This is a genomic window from Burkholderia sp. Ac-20365, assembly GCF_017104715.1.
In the GTDB taxonomy this organism is placed as follows: domain Bacteria; phylum Pseudomonadota; class Gammaproteobacteria; order Burkholderiales; family Burkholderiaceae; genus Paraburkholderia.
This window is the reverse complement of sequence record NZ_JAAGPI010000015.1, coordinates 40,594-59,281: the sequence shown is the minus strand read 5'-3', so window position 1 is coordinate 59,281 and position 18,688 is coordinate 40,594. Positions and strand designations below refer to the sequence as shown.

The window sequence follows — 18,688 nt, the reverse complement described above, 5'->3', positions numbered from 1 at the left end:
CCTCGGTTCTCAGGCTTGCGATGCTTTCGCACGCGCTTGCCAGGCTTCGCCCAGTGCCTGCGACATGCCTTCCACGCAGACGTCGAACAGCAATTTGCCCTTCTCCGCCGTGGCGGCGGCTGCAGAAGAAAGACAACCCGATGCGGGCGTCCATTCCGGTATCGTCGGGAACACGTCATAAGGCGGAAACGTTGCCGCTGCGTGCGTGGGCACTTTCGACAGATCGACCAGATGTGGATGCAGATGCAGCATCAGCGACGTCTCCAGTACGCCGCCGTGCTCGACGGCCCAGCCGGGGAACCCTTCCGGATAAATGCGCGCGATTGTCTCTTCGGTCACGAAGTCCCAGTACGACAGCAACACGACCTGAAGATCGTGAATACCTTCCCAGCGCAATTCCCGCAACGCCAGATCGATCCCTTCGACAGCGAACATCGAGTTTTCGAAGTGGCCGTTGATCAGACAGACCTTGCGCGCGCCGTGGCGGGAGAATTCCTTGAGGATGTCCTTGATCGTCGACGACAGCGTGTGGCCGTCGAGACTCGTCGTGCCGCACAGATGATTACCGCCGCCGCTCTTTTGCTGCGACTTGTAGCCATATGCAATGGCCGGCGCGACGAGCGCATCGATGTTCTGCGCGACAGCAACGCCAATTGCGGTCGGCAGCAACACATCCGGGTTCATCGACATATGCGGGCCATGCTGTTCGAGCGCGCCGAGGGGTATCAGCACCGGCCAGCCATCGCCGATACGGCGCGCGTAGTCCGGCGCCGCAAGCTCTCCTATTACTACGCTTTGCTTCATTTGATTCTCCTCGTCTTCGTAATCATTCTGGTCGCTACACGTCGATATGCCCCGGCCACGCGCTCAAAGCCCGCGATACACCGGCAGCCGCGCACACATCTGCGCCACCTGCTCACGTACGCGGGCCTCGGTCTGCGCATCGCCCAGACGATCCAGCACATCGCACACGAGCGACGCCGTCAGCTTCGCATCGTCTTCGTCGAAGCCGCGCGTCGTAATGGCCGGTGTGCCGATGCGAATGCCGCTCGTCACGAATGGCGATTGCGGATCGTTCGGTACCGCGTTCTTGTTGACGGTGATATGCGCACGGCCGAGTGCGGCATCTGCGTCCTTTCCCGTGATGCCCTTGTCGGCCAGGTCCACGAGAAACAGATGATCGTCCGTGCCGCCCGATACCACCTTATAACCGCGTTCGATGAAAACCCCTACCATCGCGCGCGCATTTGCGAGCGTCCGCCTCTGATAGATGGTGAAATCTGCCCCGAGCGCTTCGCGGAACGCGACGGCCTTGGCGGCGATCACATGCATCAACGGTCCGCCTTGCGTGCCCGGAAAGACCATCGCATTGAGCTTCTTTTCGATCGCTTCGTTCGCGCGCGCGAGTATCAGGCCGCCGCGCGGACCGCGCAGCGTCTTGTGCGTGGTCGTTGTCACGACATCCGCGAACGGAATCGGGTTCGGATAGAGGCCGGCAGCAACGAGTCCCGCAACGTGCGCCATATCGACGAAAAGCAACGCGCCGATACGATCCGCGATCTCACGAAAACGTGCGAAGTCCAGCACGCGCGAATACGCGGAGAAGCCCGCCACGATCATTTTCGGCTGATGCTCAAGCGCAAGCCGTTCGACTTCGTCGTAATCGATCAGACCCGTCTGCGCATTGATTCCGTACTGCACAGCATTGAACACCTTGCCCGAGAACGACACTTTCGCGCCGTGCGTCAGATGACCGCCATGCGCGAGGCTCATACCGAGAATCTTGTCGCCCGGCGCGAGCAGCGCAAGATACACGGCCGCATTGGCCTGCGATCCGCTATGCGGCTGCACGTTTGCATACGCAGCGCCAAAAAGCTGCTTCGCCCGTTCGATAGCGAGCGATTCGACCACATCGACATGCTCGCAGCCGCCGTAATAGCGCTTGCCGGGATACCCTTCCGCGTACTTGTTGGTGAGCACCGAACCCTGCGCTTCGAGCACACGCGGACTCGCATAGTTTTCCGATGCGATCAGCTCAATATGATCTTCCTGCCGTTGCTTCTCACCTTGCATTGCGGCTGACAGCTCGGGATCAAAACCCGCGATCGTCTGTTCCTTCGAAAACATGAATCAAGCCTCCTCGGCACATTGGATTACCTGCGGCTTTCGCCGCAGGCCTTCAAACACGAGCCGTCAAGCTCCGATGATGTTGTGCTCCGGTCCGTACGGGAAGCCGGTGATATTCGTCGCGTTCTTTTCGCCGATCACGAGAATGTCGTGCTCGCGGTAGCCGCCCGCGCCCGGCATTCCTTCCGGCAGCATGATCATTGGTTCCATCGACACAACCATGTTCGGCTCCAGCACCGTCTCGATGTCCTCGCGCAACTCGAGACCCGCTTCGCGGCCGTAGTAGTGCGACAACACGCCAAACGAGTGGCCGTAGCCGAAGGTGCGGTACTTCAGCAAACCATACTCGGCGTAGATCTTGTTCAGTTCATTCGCGATATCGCAGCAACGCGCACCCGGCTTGATAAGCTTGAGCCCTGCTTCGTGCACTTCGACGTTGACCTTCCACAGACGCAGATGCTCGTCCGAACAGTGGTCGAAGAACATCGTGCGTTCGAGTGCCGTGTAGTAGCCGGCAATCATCGAAAAGCAGTTCAGGCTCAGGATGTCGCCCTTTTGCACCTTGCGCGTCGTCACAGGGTTGTGCGCGCCGTCGGTGTTGATGCCGGACTGGAACCACGTCCACGTATCCATCAGTTCCGAATCGGGAAAGCGTCGCGCGATCTCGCGCACCATCGCTTGCGTCGAGGCGAGCGCCACTTCGTGCTCAGGCACGCCTTCGTGCACGGCTGCCGCGAGTGCCGCGCCGCCCACGTCGCACACGTTCGCGCCGTGCTTGATGACTTCGATTTCTTCCGCCGATTTGATCATGCGCATGCGCATCGTCTGCGCGCTGATATCGACGAATTCGACGGACGGCAGCGCCGCCTTCAGCTTGCTCAGCACTTCGACCGGCACCTGGTCGAATTCGACGCCCACGCGGCCCTTGTTGTCGATCTCGCCCTGCACCGCGCGGAAGAAGTTGTCGCGCTGCCAGTCGGTATAGACCACGTTGTAGTCACCAACCGTGCGACGCCACGGTTGACCGCCGTCGATATTCGCTGAAATCGACACGACTTTCCTTGCCGTCACGACCAGCCCATATTTGCGGCCGAATGAGCAGTAGAGAAAATCCGCGTAGTAGTTGATGTTGTGATATGACGTGAAGAGTACGGCGTCGATGTTTTCGCGCGCCATCAGCTCGCGCAGGCGGCCTTGACGGCCAGCATATTCGGCATCGGAGAAGGTGTGCTTCACTTTCTCGCCGTTCTCGATACGGATCAGGTTCTCCAGTTTCATGCGTTCGACTCCTCGTGATAAATCCAGTGGAAGTGAGCGAATGTTATGAGCCTGAGGGTTTCGAATATTTTTATATGCGACGTCTGACTTTCTATTTTCGACATCGAGGGTTAACCACCATCAGCCTGTCAGGAAAGGCTCAGAGCGCCATCTGGTAGCGCCGGCGGTCGGCCATCGGCGAGATGTTGAACTGCGCCTTATAGCGGGTCGAAAAGTGCGTGAGCGACGCGAAGCCGGTGCGCGCGCATACCTCTTCCAGGGGCTTCGCAGTGCGGTAAAGCAACTGTCTCGCACGCAACAGGCGAATCTCCAGATACGCCTGCGCGGGCGTCTTGCCGAGCCGCTCCTGGAACCAGCGTTCGAGTTGCCGCTGCGAGACATCGAGAAAGGAGGCGATTTCAGCAACCGTCAGCGTCTCCTCGACGTTGCTCTCCATCACCTGTAACGCCTCGTCCAGTTTCTCGTGTTCCGGGCCGATGTAACGGCGCAACGATGTGACCTGACGCTGTTCGTGCGTGCGCCGCTCGGCGACGAGCAGTTCGAGCACGCGTGCGGCGAGCGAATGACTGCCGGGCGGCATGCCGAGCAGATGCACCATCAGATCGAGCGGTGCGACGCCGCCACTGCAGGTATAACGGTCGCGATCGACTTCATAGAGCCGGTTGGACACCGTCAGCTTGGGGAATTGCTCGAGCAGCACGTCCTGGTCTTCCCAGTGAATCGTGCATCGATATCCATTCAGAAGACCCGCGCGCGCGAGAAAGTAGCTGCCCGTATCAAGCCCGCCGAGCGCTATGCCCTGGCGGGCCTGCAAGCGCAGCCAGTCCATCACGCCGCCAATTCCCTTGCGCGGAATCGGATTGGGACCCACCACGAACACCGCGTCGAATTTGCCCGCTTCCGCCATCGACGTATCGGGCATCACACGAATTCCGTCGCTCGACGACACGTACTCCGCGCCCTCGCCGATCAGCTGGTACTCGTACACTTTTCGTTCGACGAGCATGTTCGCGATCCGCAGCGGATCCACGGCTGTGCCCAACGCAATCAGCGAAAAGTTCTCCAGCAGCAGAAAGCCGTAGCGCGTAACGCGCAGATCATGCAAGCCTGCGTCGATACGATTGTCTGGGCGAGGCGGATTCGGTGACGACATGGCCGGCCATCGCGGGCGTAGTGGAAACCGGCATCATAACGTCACTCGCGCCGCTTTTTGTTCTCTTTCGGCGGCGTCACGCCGGCGCCCCGCCATGAATTGCCGCGAGCACTTCGCGAGTGAATCGCGGGTCATCCAGTTTCAGATCCGCCGACAGACGCGCTGTCACTTCCTGCATCAACCAGCCGTTGCCATCGGGATCGCTGAACGACGCATAGGATGCGTAGCTCTTTCTGTCCGGATTGAGGCTGCTTTCCACGCACTTCCCATCGGCATGATGGAACACACCGCCCACGTCGTGAAACGGCTGGCTCACCTCGATGCCACGCCGCATCAGTTCGTTTCTTGCAGCTTCGAGATCCGACACGACGAGGTGAAGCCCGCGAATGGAACCCGGTGCAGCGGGCGTCATGTTCTTGCCGAACATGATCGAGCATCCGGAACCGGGCGGCGTGAACTGGATCACGCGATAGTCGCCCTCGCTGGATGTAAAGTCGAGATCGAGCCGCCATCCCAGCTCGCCATAAAATCGCTTCGCGCGATCAACGTCCGAAACGGGAATGACGACGATTTCCAGCTTCATGTCGAAACTGATGCTCATGGCTTGCTCCGTGGACACAGTGAAGTCGATGAGCGCAAATAGCGCGCTACCGGAATGCAATGTAGTCGCGAGAGCAGCGAAATGTCGCTCATACCATGGTATTAGCGCATACCATGGCGTGAGCGTTCGATACCATCGTATGATTGAGCGCGAGTCATACCTCGACACCCCTCGTGGAGATCATTGAAGCGGCAACGAAATTGCGGGTGTACGGATGCGTCGGTGTATCGAGTACATCAGACGTTTCACCCGTTTCGACGATATGCCCCGATTTCATCACGACCACGCGATGCGCCATCGCGCGAATCACAGCCAGGTCGTGCGTGATGAACAGATAACTCAGGCTGCGGTTCTTCTGCAGATTCGCGAGGAGACTCAATACCTGCTTTTGAATCGACACATCCAGTGCGCTCGTCGGTTCGTCGAGAATGAGTATCTCCGGTTCGACAGCCAGCGCACGCGCAATCGCAATGCGCTGCCGCTGCCCGCCCGAGAACTCCTGCGGATAGCGCAACATCACATCCCAAGGCATGCCGACTTCCTGCAACAGCGCCGCGACGCGCTCGCGGCGCGCATGCGTATCCAGCTCCGGACGATGCACGCGCAAGCCTTCGCCGATGATCTGCTCGACCGTCATGCGAGGAGACAGCGAGCCGAACGGATCCTGAAACACGACTTGCAGCTTTGCGTATAGCGACTTGCGCGAAGACGTCGTGCGCAACGTCGACAAGGGCAAGCCGTCGATATGCACGCTGCCCGCTGCGGGCGTTTGCAGGCCGAGCAGTGTCGCGGCGAGCGTCGACTTACCCGAACCCGATTCGCCGACCACACCCAGGGTCTCGCCATGCCGTAGCGAAAGATCGATACCATGCAATGCGCGAAAGGCGCTCCGTTTGAACAGGCCGCTCGCCGTGTAATCGACGGAGAGCCCTTGCACTTCCATCACACGTTTTGCATTCGACGCCACCGGCTCGACCTGCCGTTGCGGCTCGCTCGCCAGCAACCGTTGCGTATAAGGATGACGCGGCGCGTCGAACAGTTGTTCCGTTGAGCCGCTTTCGACGAGCACGCCCTTTTCCATCACCGCGACGCGCTGCGCAAAGTGCCGTACGAGGTTCAGGTCATGCGTGATCAGCAGCACAGCCATGCCATGCTGCGCGGCTTCCTGTTCCTGCAGTTCGATCAGCAGATCGACGATCTGACGGCGCACCGTCACGTCGAGTGCGGTGGTCGGTTCATCGGCTAACAACAGACGTGGCTTGCAGGCGAGCGCCATCGCGATCATCGCGCGTTGGCGCTGGCCGCCCGATAGCTGATGCGGGTAGCTGTCGATGCGCCTTTCCGGTTCTGGAATACCCGTGCGGGCCAGCAGTTCGATGCCGCGCGCCCGCGCCGCGTTGGCGCGCAATCCTTCATGCAGGCGCAGGCTTTCGGCAATCTGCTGACCGATGGTAAAGAGCGGATTCAGCGCAGTCATCGGTTCCTGAAAGACCATCGCGACATCCGCGCCGCGTATGCCGCGCATCTGCTGTTCTGTCTTCTCCAGCAGATCTTCGCCATCCAGCATGATGCGTCCGCTCGTCTTCGCCTGCTCGACGAGCCTTAAAACGGATAACGCCGTCACGCTCTTGCCCGAACCTGACTCGCCCACTAGCGCCACGCGCTCACCCGCCGCCACACTCAGGCTGAGTTCATCGACGACGAGCTTTTCGCTTTGCTCGCCAAACCGAACCGACAGACGATCGATTTCCAATAGCGGCTTTGCCATCATCGTGCTCCACCGAATGCAGAGCCGCGAGTGCGCGTGTCCATTGCATTGCGCAACGCATCGCCCATGAAGGTCAACAACAGCAACGTAATGACGAGTGCCGCAAATGCGGAAACGGAAATCCACCACGCGTCGAGATTGTTTTTCCCTTCTTGCAGCAGTTCACCAAGACTTGGCATCGGCGGCGGAACACCGAGGCCGAGAAAGTCGAGACTCGTCAACGAGAGAATGGCCGCGCTCATACGGAAAGGAAGAAACGTAATGACAGGCGTGAGACTGTTCGGCAGAACATGGCGCCAGATGATCTGCGCATTCGACAATCCCATCGTACGTGCAGCACGAACATAGTCGAGCGAACGGTTGCGCAGGAACTCCGCGCGCACGTAATCGGACAACACGAGCCAGCCGAACATCGACAATAGAATGAAAAGCAGCCACAAGCTCGGTTCGAAAATCGATGCAAATATGATCAACAGGTAAAGATCCGGCATCGAACTCCAGATTTCTATTAACCGCTGGCCAATCAGATCGACCTTGCCGCCATAGAAACCCTGCACGGCACCGATCAATACGCCGAATGCGACACCCGAAACGGTCAGCGCCAGCGCCATCAACACCGACAGGCGAAAGCCGTAAAGAAGACGGGACAGCACATCGCGGCCGTATTGATCGGTACCGAGCCAGTTATCCGCATTTGGCGGCGCAGGGTACGGACGCGTAGCGAAATAGTCGATCGTGTCGTAGCGGTAATGATTCGGCGCATAGACGGCGAAGTTGCCATTCGACTGAATACGGCTGCGAATGAATGGGTCGAGATAATTCGCCCTGGTCGTGAAGTCGCCACCGAATAGCGTCTCCGGATAATCCTTCGCGATTGGAAAGTAATAATGCCCTTCGTAGCGCACGAGAAGCGGTCTGTCGTTCGCGACGACATCGCTGAGCAGGCTCAGCGCAAACAGACTCGCAAAGATGATCGCGCTACAGAAGCCCAGCCGCTGGCTTCTGAACCGTCGCCACACGCGCCGCCATGGCGACGGCGACACCGGCAGCGCGGCGACTGCGCTTCTAGCGCTCGGCGCGGTTGAACTGGATGCGGGGGTCGACAAGGACATAGCACACGTCAGCAATAAGCTTGGTCAGCAGACCAATCAGGGTGAACAGGAACAGCGAGCCGAGCACGACGGGATAGTCGCGGCGGATCACGGAGTCGTATGAAAGCTGGCCCATCCCGTCGAGTGAGAACAGCGTTTCGATCAGCAGGTTGCCGTTCAGGAATGCACCGACGAATGCGGCAGGCAGTCCCGTCAGCAACGGAATCGCGGCATTGCGCAGCACGTGTCTGAACAGCACGTCGCGTTGCGGCACGCCTTTGGCTTTGGCGGTCAACACATATTGACGGCCGATCTCTTCGAGAAAGGTGTTCTTGGTCAGAATCGTGACGACCGCGAAGTTGCCGACCACGGCGGCGGTCACGGGCAACACGATATGCCACAGATAATCGAGTACTTTTCCGAATGCACTGAGTTCGTCGAAGTTGTCCGAAGTCAGGCCGCGCATCGGGAAGACCTGCCATAACGTGCCGCCGCCGAACAGCATCAACAGCAGCACGCCGAATACGAAGCCGGGTATCGCGTAACCGGCCAGCACCGCAACACTCGTGACCGTATCGAAGCGCGACCCGTTGCGCACCGCCTTCGCGATGCCAAGCGGCAAGGAGATTAGATAAGTGAGCAATACCGTCCACAAACCGAGCGTGATCGACACAGGCAGCTTCGAGCGGATCACGCCCCATACGCTTTGATGGTGATAGTAAGACTGGCCGAGGTCGAAGGTCGCGTAGTCCTTCAGCATCGTCAGATAACGCGTGAGCGGCGGCTTGTCGAAGCCGAATTGCTTCTTGATCTGCTCGATCTGCTGCGGGTCCACGCCCTGACTGCCGTGATAACCGCCGCCACCGCCACCACCTTCGCCGCCAGCCCGCGCGCCATGGCGCAGTTGCGTCATGATCTGCTCGACAGGACCGCCGGGCACGAACTGCGTGACGACGAAAGTCAACGTCACCACGCCAATGAGCGTCGGCACCATCAACGCGAGCCGTTTCAGGATATACGTCAGCACGGTCTGCTCCTCAATGCGGGTTCGCGGACGCCACGCTTGCCGGCGACGGCTTGCGGTACCAGTAACTGATCACCCAGTCTTCCGCCTGATACGTGTAAGGCACGACATCCGGAAAACCCATCGACGTGCGATACGCAATGCGCGAAGCGGGCGAATAGTACTCAGGAATCTGATAGCAGTCGGCAATCAGCACGCGGTCTAACGCATGCGTTGCCGTTTGCAACTCATCCAGTGACTTCGCACGCAATACCGCGCGTATCAGTCCATCGACGGCAGCCGAACGCACACCCGGATAATTCTCGGAGCCGCTTTGCGACGCCGATGCGGTGCCGAAACGATGCTCCAGTTCGACGCCTGGAATCGTCACAGTCGGATAGATGAAAGTGGTCATGTCGAATTCGAAGTTATCGAGCCGCTTCTGGTACAGCGCGCTGTCGATCTCACGCAAGTGCGCGTCGATACCGAGTGTCTGCAGATTGCGCATGAACGGCAGAATCACGCGGTCCATGCCCGGCTGATCGTCGATGATCTCGATGGTCATCGGCATGCCGTTTGCGTCTCGCAGCTGGCCGTCGTGCACATGCCAGCCCGCTTCGGCGAGCAGGTCACGCGCCTGTCGCAGGTTGTCGCGCAACGTATGCGGCGGCAGCGTGTCCGGCTGGTTCTGCATCGGCGCGAACACGCTCGCAGGCAGCTGCGCGCGGTAAGGCTCCAGCAACGCCAGTTCCTTCTCCGAAGGCAGGCCGCTCGCCGCGAACGGACTGTCCTGGAAGTAGCTGTTCAAGCGCCGGTACTGGCCGTAGAACATCATCCGGTTCATCCAGTCGTAATCGAACGCGTACGACAGTGCCTTGCGTACACGCGGATCACGAAACATCGCCTTGCGCGTGTTGAACATCATGCCTTGCATCTGCGCGCCGTGATCCGGAAACAGTTGACGCGTGAGTTGCCCGTTATCGAAGTTCTTGCCGATGTACTTGCGCGCCCATTGGGTCGAACTGTATTCGACCTGTACATCCGTGTCGCCCGCCTTGAACGATTCGAGCTGCGTGTAGTGATCCAGGTAAAGCTTGAAAGTGATTCGCTCGAACCGGTACATGCCGCGCCGTGATGGCAGATCGGCGGCCCAATATGCAGGGTTGCGGCGATAGGTAATCTGCTTGTCGTTCTTGCGCTGCTCGATCAGATACGGACCGCTTGCAATGGGCGGAACGTTCGTCAATTGATCGAATGCGGTGCGTTTTCCATCGGCCTGTGCGGCCCATTTTGGCGAGAAAACGGGAATGTCACCCGCAATCAGCGGCGCCGCGCGGTCCGCATGTTTGAAGTCGAAGCGCACGTGAGAAGCATCGACAACCGTCGCACTTTTGATCAGCGCAAACTGCGAATTGAATAGCGGCGACACGGACGAACTGCTCAATGTATCGAATGAGTATTTGACGTCGGCTGCTGTAATAGCGTCGCCATTCGAAAAGCGCGCGCGCGGATCGATATGAAACGTCGCGGCCAATCCGTCCGGTGCGACGTCTACATCGTCGGCAATCAGCGGATATTCGGAAGCGAGTTCATCCCAACTGCGCTGCATCAGCGTATCGAACATCAGACGCTGAATATCCGGCGCGGGCGAGCCTCGCACGAGAAACGGATTGAGCGAGTCGTAACTCTGCGCTTCGTTGTAGTTCTGGAAATTGAGCGTGCCGTTGGCCGGCGCGTCGGGATTTGCATAGTCGAAATGCGTGAATCCCGCCGGGTATTTCGGCTCATCGTATTGCGCGATCGACGGCCTTGCTTGCGCGGGCATCGCATGCAGCACCATGCAAGATGCAAGCGCTAGCGCGCAAACGTGAAAATTCAGCGTAAGTCTCATCATCAGCGTGGGTGAATACGCGCGCGGGCTCGTAACCCGCGCGCGCTGCATCGAACGGGCGCGTTGGCGGCGGGTAGCCGCTTCTGCGCGTCGACTGTCTCTCAGGTCAGGCCATCGAGACCATTGGATGGGTCAATCGTCGTCCGATGCCGTCGTCTTGAACGAAAACTCCACTTCGCCGACATACGGCTCCGCGTTCTTTTCGCACTTGTACGCGCGGCCAGCCGCGATTACCGCTTCGTTGAAGACCGAAGTCGGCGGTGTGACGCGCACGATCTTCACGTCCCCGACACTGCCGTCCGCGTTGATTGCCAGATGCGCAATGACGTTCGCGGAGATGCCCTGCTCGAGCGCGCGACGCGGAATCTGCGGCTGCACCGACTGGCAATGCCCGCGTCCGTCGACCACGCCATGCAGCGCAGGCGGCGCAACGGGTGCCGCACCTGTTGCCGCCGTAGCGGGTGCAGGCGAGGCGGACGGCGGTGCGGTTGCGAGCGCAGGCGCATTCGCTGCCGGGTTCGCCGCAGCCGGTATATTCGCTTCCTTCGGCGCAGGAGACGGCTTCGCGGGCGGCGGCTTCGGCACGGGTAACGGCTTGGGCTGCACCTGCTTCGGCACGGTCTTTTGCGGCTCGGGCGCGGGCGGCGGTTCGAGCTTCTTCACTTCGGGCGGCGGTGGCGGCGGAGGCGGAGCAATCTGCACGCGCATTTCTTTTGGCGCAGGCGGCGGGTCCTGCTGAAACTTCACGTGCGACAGCCCGACAACCAGTAGCAGTTCGATCAGCAGCGCAGCGCCGATCGCAAGCCGCATCGGTATGCGGCCGTGATGCGACGGCGTCGACGATGCCCACAATGCGCCATTGAGCCGCCGTTGCGGTTCTTTCATGTCGATTGCCGGTGAACTCATGTCGTCGGATTCGTGGCGAGCGCGACCGAACTGATGCCCGCCGCGCGCACCAGGTCCATCACCTTCACGATGTTCTTGTAGCTCGTTCCCTCATCGCCCGCAATGGCAACGTCCACCTTCTTCGCGTCGTGCACGAGACCTTCAAGACGTGTAGTCAGTTCGGCAGGCGTGACCTGTTTCGCGTCGAGATACAGTTCGTCGTTCTTCGTCACGCCAATCGATACTTTCACGGTCTGCTGCAACTGCTCGGCCGTGCTCGATTGCGGCAGATCGAGCTTGATGCCCGCGCCCTGGATCATCTTCAGCGTCGCGAGCATGAAGAAGACCAGCAGGAACATCATGATGTCGATCATCGGAATGATCTCGATGCGCGCTTTTTCTTCACCGCCAAGATAGTGGCTGCGATGGTTTCGCATGGTGTTTCTCCTTTACGGCAGTAGCGGGCGCGTCATGCTGCGAACCGCGAAACGAGCAGCGACTTGATCAGATCGAACTGATTCACCGTCATACGGATGCGCTTGTTGAAGTAGTTCAGGAAGATCACGCAGATGATCGCGATGGTCAGGCCGCAAGCGGTGGCCGTCAGTGCGTGGCCGATACCGCCCGTCACGCCATTCGGATTGGCCGTGCCGCTCGTGCCGAGCACGTTGAACGATTCCACCATGCCGATGATCGTGCCCAGCAGGCCAAGCAGCGGTCCGAGTGTCACGGCCGTGTCGAGAATCCACAGGTTGCGGTCGAGGCGCGGCAGCTGAAACATGATCGTCTCTTCGATCTCACGCTCGACGACGGCTTCCGTCTTGCCCTTCGCCTTCATCGCCGTCTTCACGAGTTCGCCCTGCACCGTCGCGCTGTAGTGCTGGGCGACTTTTGCGGCGTCGTCCGGTTTCGCGGGATCGACGAGCTTCAGGTCGTGTTCGAGCGTCTTGCCGGCCTGCACTGCGCGCGAGAAGAACACGAAGCGCTCGATGATGATGGCGATGCCGAGCAGGAAGATAAAGGCAAGAAGGGGAATCAGACCCATCGACTGGATCGAGTAGTTAATGAGCGTATTCAGCACTGCGGACTCCGGTTAGTACGAGCGAACAGCCGTTGCATGACGGCGTGGGTTTCAGTGGACCTGCGGCTTCGTGGGCCGCGGTGAAAAAAAGCGCGCCCACCAATGCAAAGGCCGTACCAGGTTGCCGGATACGCAGTGCATGCGCCAATGCCTGCAACTGCGTCAACCACGCGCCAGGCCCTGATTTCAAGGCATTACCGGATTTCACCGAGAAAACATAACCATTTCCACGCCATCGATCTCGCGCGTGCGTATAACGCATCAAATAAAACCGCAACACTCTGACTTAGACCTAGTTCGCGTAATTCACATGCCCCATCAAACTTTGTTTAGTCGCGCATTTGGTGCATGACGGATTCCCATGTGAATAAACAGTGCATTTACTCAATTTGAATTAGACAAGTTATTTACGTTTTCATTAACGCAACTAGAAGCGCTTCCATGTTCTTGCATCCAATGCAATGTTTGTTGATATACGCGGGATACAGCGTCACGGTCATGCAAACAAAGTTTGATGAACATCGTTTTATGCATTAAAACGGATGCCCCGTTTTAGTTACTAAACAGATTTAAAGCTCAATGTAATAATTCGCACCGGTTTGAAAATCACGCCTTGTGTTAGTGCTTTTCACGCACTGTAAACGCTAATAGAAGAATGGCTCTAAAAGCCATTTCCATGCGTTCGCAATCCTTCCATTGTGTTACTCGCGCGAAACTCGTTTTAATAATTTTTATAGACGTTTCGGATTCCCATCTAACTTTGTTTTTTACGAATTCAATCAATCCTTTGCGCGCGAATTAATTCGTATCGGGCCGTTCGATGCACTTCCTTTTCCGCAGATGTGGCATGCGTTTCGCTTTCGGCTGCGCTCGCTTTGAACCAGAGCGCGACCGACACGATCGGCGATGCGCCCTGGACGGGACGTGCGACATGACGCCAGGACGCGTCAGCAGCGAGGACCTTGCTGACCAGGTCGCACGACTGCACGCAGCGACTCGCGTGAGTGCAGATCGTTCAACAAGTAGTCGTCTCATCGACAAGAAGGAGCGCAAGTGAAACAGAAGAGACTGGTCTCGGCGATCAGAAGAATCATCGGAGCCGAGCTGGTGCTGACGGCGGCATTCATCCCGCTCGCACATGCACAGAGCCAACCCGATAGCGCAGCCGCGCCCACAGCGGCCAGCGCACCGGCCGTCAGCAAACTCGAGAAGGTCGAGGTCACAGGGTCGTTGATCCGCACGTCGGACAAGGTCGGCAACATCGAAGTCCAGACCATCACGCCGAAGGAAATCGAAGCGAGCGGCTACACGACCGTGGCCGATTTCCTGCGCGGCACGTCGGCGAACTCCGCGAGCAGCTGGTCGCAAAGCACGATGAACGGCACCGCGCCAGGCGGCGCAGGTATCGCATTGCGCGGGCTGAGCGAGAAGTACACGCTGGTGCTGGTCGATGGACAGCGCGTCGCCAACTACGCGCAGGCCGTGAACTTCACCGACACGTTCTTCGACGTGAATTCGATCCCGCTGAACATGGTCGATCACATCGAAATCGTGAAGACGGGTGCCGTTTCCGAGTACGGCTCCGATGCAATCGCAGGCGTGGTGAACATCATCACGAAGAAAAACTTCCAGGGCCTGCAGATCGACGGTCAACTGGGCAAGGCCCAGCATCCGGGCGACGGTCAGGGCAGCTTCAGCGTGCTGGCCGGCTTCGGCGATCTGAATGCAGACCGCTTCAACGTCACGGCCGCAGCGAGCTACTACCGCGACAGCGGCTCGACGCTCGCCGATCGCGACATGACGAAGAACCAGGATTTCACGCAGTATCCCGGTGGCCTTGCTGCGCCGCTCGGTCCGAACCAGCAGTCGTACTGGGGCTTGCCCGACGGCTCGACGCAGGCACTCAGCCCCTGCCCGCCCGGCAGCAGCGCGGCGAACACGCAAGGCGCATCGTGTACGTACAACACGGCTGGCGCGACGTCGCTGATCCCATCCACAACGCGCCTCAATGCCAACGTGCGCGGCACGTTCAAGATCGACGACAACACGCAGGCCTTCGCCGACTTCTGGGCGAGCCGCAACGAAACCGTGCAGCTGATGGGCCCGGCATCGATTTCGTCGACCACCAACGTGTTCAACCCCGCGACAGGTTCCGTCGCACCGCTGCCGCGCACGGTCGCTGGTTCGAATCCGTTCAACCCGTTCGGCGTCGATACGCCGATCAACCTCACGTTCCCGAACAACGTGGCATCGGCGGATACGGTGTCGACGTTCTGGAAGGCGTCGACGGGTATCAAGGGCTCGTTCACCACGCCGAAGTTCGGCGACTGGGACTGGTCGGCAGAGTACGGCCACTCGCAGAGTACTGTCGATACGCACTACTCGAATTCGCTGAACGTGGCGGGCGTCGAGAACATTCTCGGCAACGGCGTCTATAACTTCGCGAATCCCGCTTCGACGCCGAATGGACTGAACGGCGTGTTCCAGGACGACTATCAGCAGGCAATCTCGAAGCTCGATAGCGTGACGGCGAAGACATCGACGGGCAATCTGTTCACGCTGCCGACGGGCAATGTCGGACTCGGCTTCGGCACTGAGTTCCGTCACGAAAGCTCGACGATCAATCCGCGCACGTATGCGTCGGAAGGCATCGCCGCGCCGGCGAACGTGCAGAGCGTGGACGGTTCGCGCAACGTGGCGGCCGTGTTCTACCAGATCGAGATTCCGATCATCCGCAACCTGACCTTCACGCAGGCGGGCCGCTACGATCACTACAGCGACTTCGGCGGTGCGTTCTCGCCGAGCTTTGCGTTGCGTTTCCAGCCGGTGCAGATGTTCACGACGTATGCATCGTATAGCCGCGGCTTCCGCGCGCCGACGCTGGTCGAGAACTCGCAGGCCACGTATCTCGCGCACCAGAATCTCGTCGATCCGAACGACCCGAGCGGCGCGCCGACCAAGCACTTCACGACCGAGCAGATCAACGGCAACCCCGATCTGCAACCGGAGCACACGAAGAACTACAACATCGGCTTCCAGCTTTCGCCGGATACGTCGACGGATATCGGCGCTTCGTTCTACAAGATTCACATCGACGGCGTGATCGGCACCAACGATCCCAACGCGCTGTTGCAGCAGAACGATCCGTCCGTCGTCGTGCGTAACGCCGATGGCACGATCCGTTATATCGCGCAGCAGTTCGTGAATCTCGGCTCGCTCGATACCGACGGATTCGACATGAACTTCCGCAAGTCGGTCGGCACGAAGTACGGCACGTTCACGCTGTCGGGCGACTGGGCTTATGTGTGGCACTTCAAGCTGAACAGCCCGGGCAGCCCGACGCAGGACTTCGCGGGTAACAACCTCGCGCTGCTGCAGCCGTTCGGCGCGAGTAACCCGCGCTGGAAGGGCAATACGAGCCTGAGCTGGGATTACCGCAAGTTCACGACCACGCTGACATGGCAATACACGGGTCCGTACACGAATGCTGTCGCTGCCGAATTCGGCGATGGCGGCACGCTGTCGGTCGCGTCGTATAGCCAGTTCAACCTGATGGCTTCGTATCGCGGCTTCAAGCACTGGACGATCTATGGCGGCATCACGAACCTGTTCGACAAGAAGCCGCCGTTCGACGTCGAATGGCAGGCCGTGCCCGATATCACGGGTTATGACCAGTCGCTGTACACCGATCTCGGCCGCTTCTTCCAGGTGGGCGCGACGTACCGGTTCTGATTCACGCTTCACCGTGTGATGAAGGGGTCCCCCGGTCGCGGGGGACGTTTTTGTTGTTGCTGTTGTTGCAATTCCATCCCTTTTTTCAAAGGGTTTTGTCGGCGGTGCGATGCGCGCACCGTCGCTTTTTTGCGTTTTTCTGGTTTTGGTTTTGCTTTGTTTTGGTTTTTCTTGGTTTGTCTTGCGACGCCTGGTTTAGTCTTTTTTTTTGGGGCTTTCGCTGGCATCCGCGAAGCGCCTACGCGGCGCAGGCGTTGCCCCTGTGCGGGGCGGCACTTACTTTCTTTGCCGCCGCAAAGAAAGTAAGCAAAGAAAGCGGGCTAACACCGCCCGTTTTTGACCACTGCCTGAGGGCCCCCAACGGTTCCTCCGCTTCACACGGCGTTCTGCCATTCACCGCCCGTTGCCAGCGCTTCTAACAATCGCCTCACCCACTTCAATCACCCGTAGCGCAACCAGCGGCAGCGATTGGTTACGGCCGCCCAGGTGGCAAACTGTGTGTAGGTCGTAGTGCTCCACACCTCAGCGCTCTTACGACACCGATCGTGTTTTTCAGTCCGGAGTGAAGCGCATAGGCCGCGATAGCCTACACACAGTTCACCACCATAGAACGTGGGAGATTTGATCGCGTGTGTGGCGACGCGGGAGCATGAAGCGGGTGAGGCGCCTGTTCAAAGCGTTGGCAACGGGCAGTGAATGGCAGATCGCCGTGTGAAGCGGAGGACCCGTTGGGGGCCCTCAGGCGGAAACAAGGATTAGCGGTGTTCAGCGGCTTTCTTTTGCCTACTTTTCTTTGCCGCGGCAAAGAAAAGTAGGTGCCGCCCCCACAGGGGCGACGCTTGAAGAACCACTGACATCACGCGGATGCCGGCAAAAACACAAGCAAACCACCCCAGCGTCGCAGACAAATCAAAACCCGGTCAACACCAGTTTCCCGATCGCCCGCCCCTCCTCCAGCATCTGATGCGCGCGCCGCAAATTCGCGGCATTGATCTTGCCAACATTCTCACCGACGGTAGTCCGCAACACCCCAGCATCGATCAGTCGGGCGACCTCGGTCAGCAGCTTATGCTGCTCGATCATATCGGGCGTCCCGAACATCGACCGCGTGAACATGAACTCCCAATGAAACGCGGCGCTCTTCGCCTTGAGCATTTCAACAGGAACAGGCTTCGCATTCTCGACAATCGTCGCAATCCCGCCCTGCGGCGCAATCACAGCAGCTGCGGCCGGAAAATGCCGGTCGGTATCGTTGAACATCAACACATAATCGACCTGCTCGAAGCCAATCTCTTTCAACTGCGCAGGCATATCGCCAAAGTGATCGACGATATGATCCGCGCCCAGCTCCTTCGCCCATTTCGCCGATTCGGGCCGCGACGCCGTCGCAATCACCGTCAGCTTCGCCAGTTGCTTCGCAAGCTGAATGCCGATCGACCCGACGCCGCCCGCGCCACCAATGATCAGCACCGACTTGCCCGCGTCCGCGCCCTGCGGCGATACACCCAGACGGTCGAACAACGCCTCCCACGCCGTAATCGCCGTGAGCGGCAGCGCTGCAGCATGCGTGAAATCGAGCGTCGCCGGCTTGCGACCAACAATGCGCTCATCGACGAGATGAAACTCGCTGTTCGCGCCCGGCCGCGTAATGCTGCCCGCATAGAACACCGGGTCGCCCACCTTGAACAGGGTCACGTCCGGGCCGACGGCTTCGACCGTGCCCGCCGCATCCCAACCGAGCACGCGCGGCGTCTTTTCGACCGTGTCCTTCGGCGCGCGCACCTTGGTATCCACTGGATTCACAGAAATCGCCTCGACCTTCACGAGAATGTCGTGTCCCGTCGGTTGCGGCTTGTCGAGTTCGATGTCGATCAACGATTCGGGATTGTCGATAGGGAGATAACGGGTCAGGCCAACGGCTTTCATGACGGCTCCTTGGATTCGTGCAACGTTTCAGAGATTTTTGCTGCGATCGCGTGGGCTCATTCGAAGCACCGCGCCGTTCGCGTTGACTGAACTGTAGGAAATTCTTTACGCTGTGAAAACCAACGTAATGAATGAAACATTTTCAGGAATTT

At 59.2% G+C, this 18,688-nt stretch carries 15 protein-coding genes; 1 reads left to right on the top strand and 14 read right to left on the bottom strand.

The annotated features are described in order from the left end of the window. Positions 1–9 precede the first annotated feature (9 nt). From G3O01_RS24720 to G3O01_RS24665, 12 genes are all read right to left on the bottom strand, one after another. On the bottom strand, positions 10–804 hold the full coding sequence (locus G3O01_RS24720) for a creatininase (protein WP_205808895.1): 795 nt from the start codon (positions 802–804) through the stop codon (positions 10–12). A 63-nt stretch (positions 805–867) separates the two neighbouring features. Continuing rightward, entirely contained in the window at positions 868–2,127 is a 1,260-nt protein-coding gene (gene glyA, locus G3O01_RS24715) for a serine hydroxymethyltransferase (RefSeq protein WP_205808894.1), read from the bottom strand. A 66-nt stretch (positions 2,128–2,193) separates the two neighbouring features. Further along, positions 2,194–3,405 (bottom strand): M24 family metallopeptidase, encoded by a 1,212-nt coding sequence (locus G3O01_RS24710; RefSeq protein ID WP_205808893.1) that lies wholly within the window; start codon positions 3,403–3,405, stop codon positions 2,194–2,196. A gap of 139 nt (positions 3,406–3,544) precedes the next feature. Next, positions 3,545–4,558 (bottom strand): GlxA family transcriptional regulator, encoded by a 1,014-nt coding sequence (locus G3O01_RS24705; protein ID WP_205808889.1) that lies wholly within the window; start codon positions 4,556–4,558, stop codon positions 3,545–3,547. A 76-nt stretch (positions 4,559–4,634) separates the two neighbouring features. Further along, positions 4,635–5,159: a VOC family protein gene (locus G3O01_RS24700; protein ID WP_205808887.1), complete on the bottom strand. Its 525-nt coding sequence runs from the start codon at positions 5,157–5,159 to the stop codon at positions 4,635–4,637. A 154-nt stretch (positions 5,160–5,313) separates the two neighbouring features. Beyond that, positions 5,314–6,927 carry a dipeptide ABC transporter ATP-binding protein gene (locus tag G3O01_RS24695; protein WP_205809203.1) on the bottom strand — a complete coding sequence of 538 codons (1,614 nt, stop codon included), beginning with the start codon at positions 6,925–6,927 and terminating at the stop codon, positions 5,314–5,316. After that, the gene (locus G3O01_RS24690; protein ID WP_205808885.1) at positions 6,927–8,039 is read right to left on the bottom strand and encodes an ABC transporter permease; all 1,113 of its coding nucleotides are present in this window, start codon (positions 8,037–8,039) and stop codon (positions 6,927–6,929) included. The genes G3O01_RS24695 and G3O01_RS24690 overlap by 1 nt, the downstream gene beginning before the upstream one ends. Beyond that, entirely contained in the window at positions 7,993–9,045 is a 1,053-nt protein-coding gene (locus G3O01_RS24685; protein ID WP_205808884.1) for an ABC transporter permease subunit, read from the bottom strand. The genes G3O01_RS24690 and G3O01_RS24685 overlap by 47 nt, the downstream gene beginning before the upstream one ends. Positions 9,046–9,055: 10 nt before the next feature. Beyond that, a complete protein-coding gene (locus tag G3O01_RS24680) occupies positions 9,056–10,846 on the bottom strand; it encodes an extracellular solute-binding protein (RefSeq protein WP_241024239.1) in 1,791 nt (596 codons plus the stop codon). Between the two features lie 198 nt (positions 10,847–11,044). Next, entirely contained in the window at positions 11,045–11,818 is a 774-nt protein-coding gene (locus G3O01_RS24675; protein ID WP_205808880.1) for an energy transducer TonB, read from the bottom strand. Continuing rightward, the gene (locus tag G3O01_RS24670; RefSeq protein ID WP_205808878.1) at positions 11,815–12,234 is read right to left on the bottom strand and encodes a biopolymer transporter ExbD; all 420 of its coding nucleotides are present in this window, start codon (positions 12,232–12,234) and stop codon (positions 11,815–11,817) included. Before G3O01_RS24670 ends, G3O01_RS24675 begins: the two co-directional genes overlap by 4 nt. Before the next feature lie 32 nt (positions 12,235–12,266). Next, positions 12,267–12,878 carry a MotA/TolQ/ExbB proton channel family protein gene (locus G3O01_RS24665; RefSeq protein ID WP_205808868.1) on the bottom strand — a complete coding sequence of 204 codons (612 nt, stop codon included), beginning with the start codon at positions 12,876–12,878 and terminating at the stop codon, positions 12,267–12,269. Between the two features lie 1,053 nt (positions 12,879–13,931). On the opposite strand from G3O01_RS24665, the gene G3O01_RS24660 reads away from it, so the two are divergent. Further along, entirely contained in the window at positions 13,932–16,610 is a 2,679-nt protein-coding gene (locus G3O01_RS24660) for a TonB-dependent receptor (protein WP_205808866.1), read from the top strand. A gap of 8 nt (positions 16,611–16,618) precedes the next feature. Here G3O01_RS24660 and G3O01_RS24655 read toward each other — a convergent pair whose 3' ends face one another. Together G3O01_RS24655 and G3O01_RS24650 are read right to left on the bottom strand one after the other, a co-directional pair. After that, positions 16,619–16,837: a hypothetical protein gene (locus G3O01_RS24655; RefSeq protein WP_205808864.1), complete on the bottom strand. Its 219-nt coding sequence runs from the start codon at positions 16,835–16,837 to the stop codon at positions 16,619–16,621. A 682-nt stretch (positions 16,838–17,519) separates the two neighbouring features. Further along, positions 17,520–18,536 carry a zinc-binding alcohol dehydrogenase family protein gene (locus G3O01_RS24650; protein ID WP_205808862.1) on the bottom strand — a complete coding sequence of 339 codons (1,017 nt, stop codon included), beginning with the start codon at positions 18,534–18,536 and terminating at the stop codon, positions 17,520–17,522. Between the last annotated feature and the right edge of the window lie 152 nt (positions 18,537–18,688).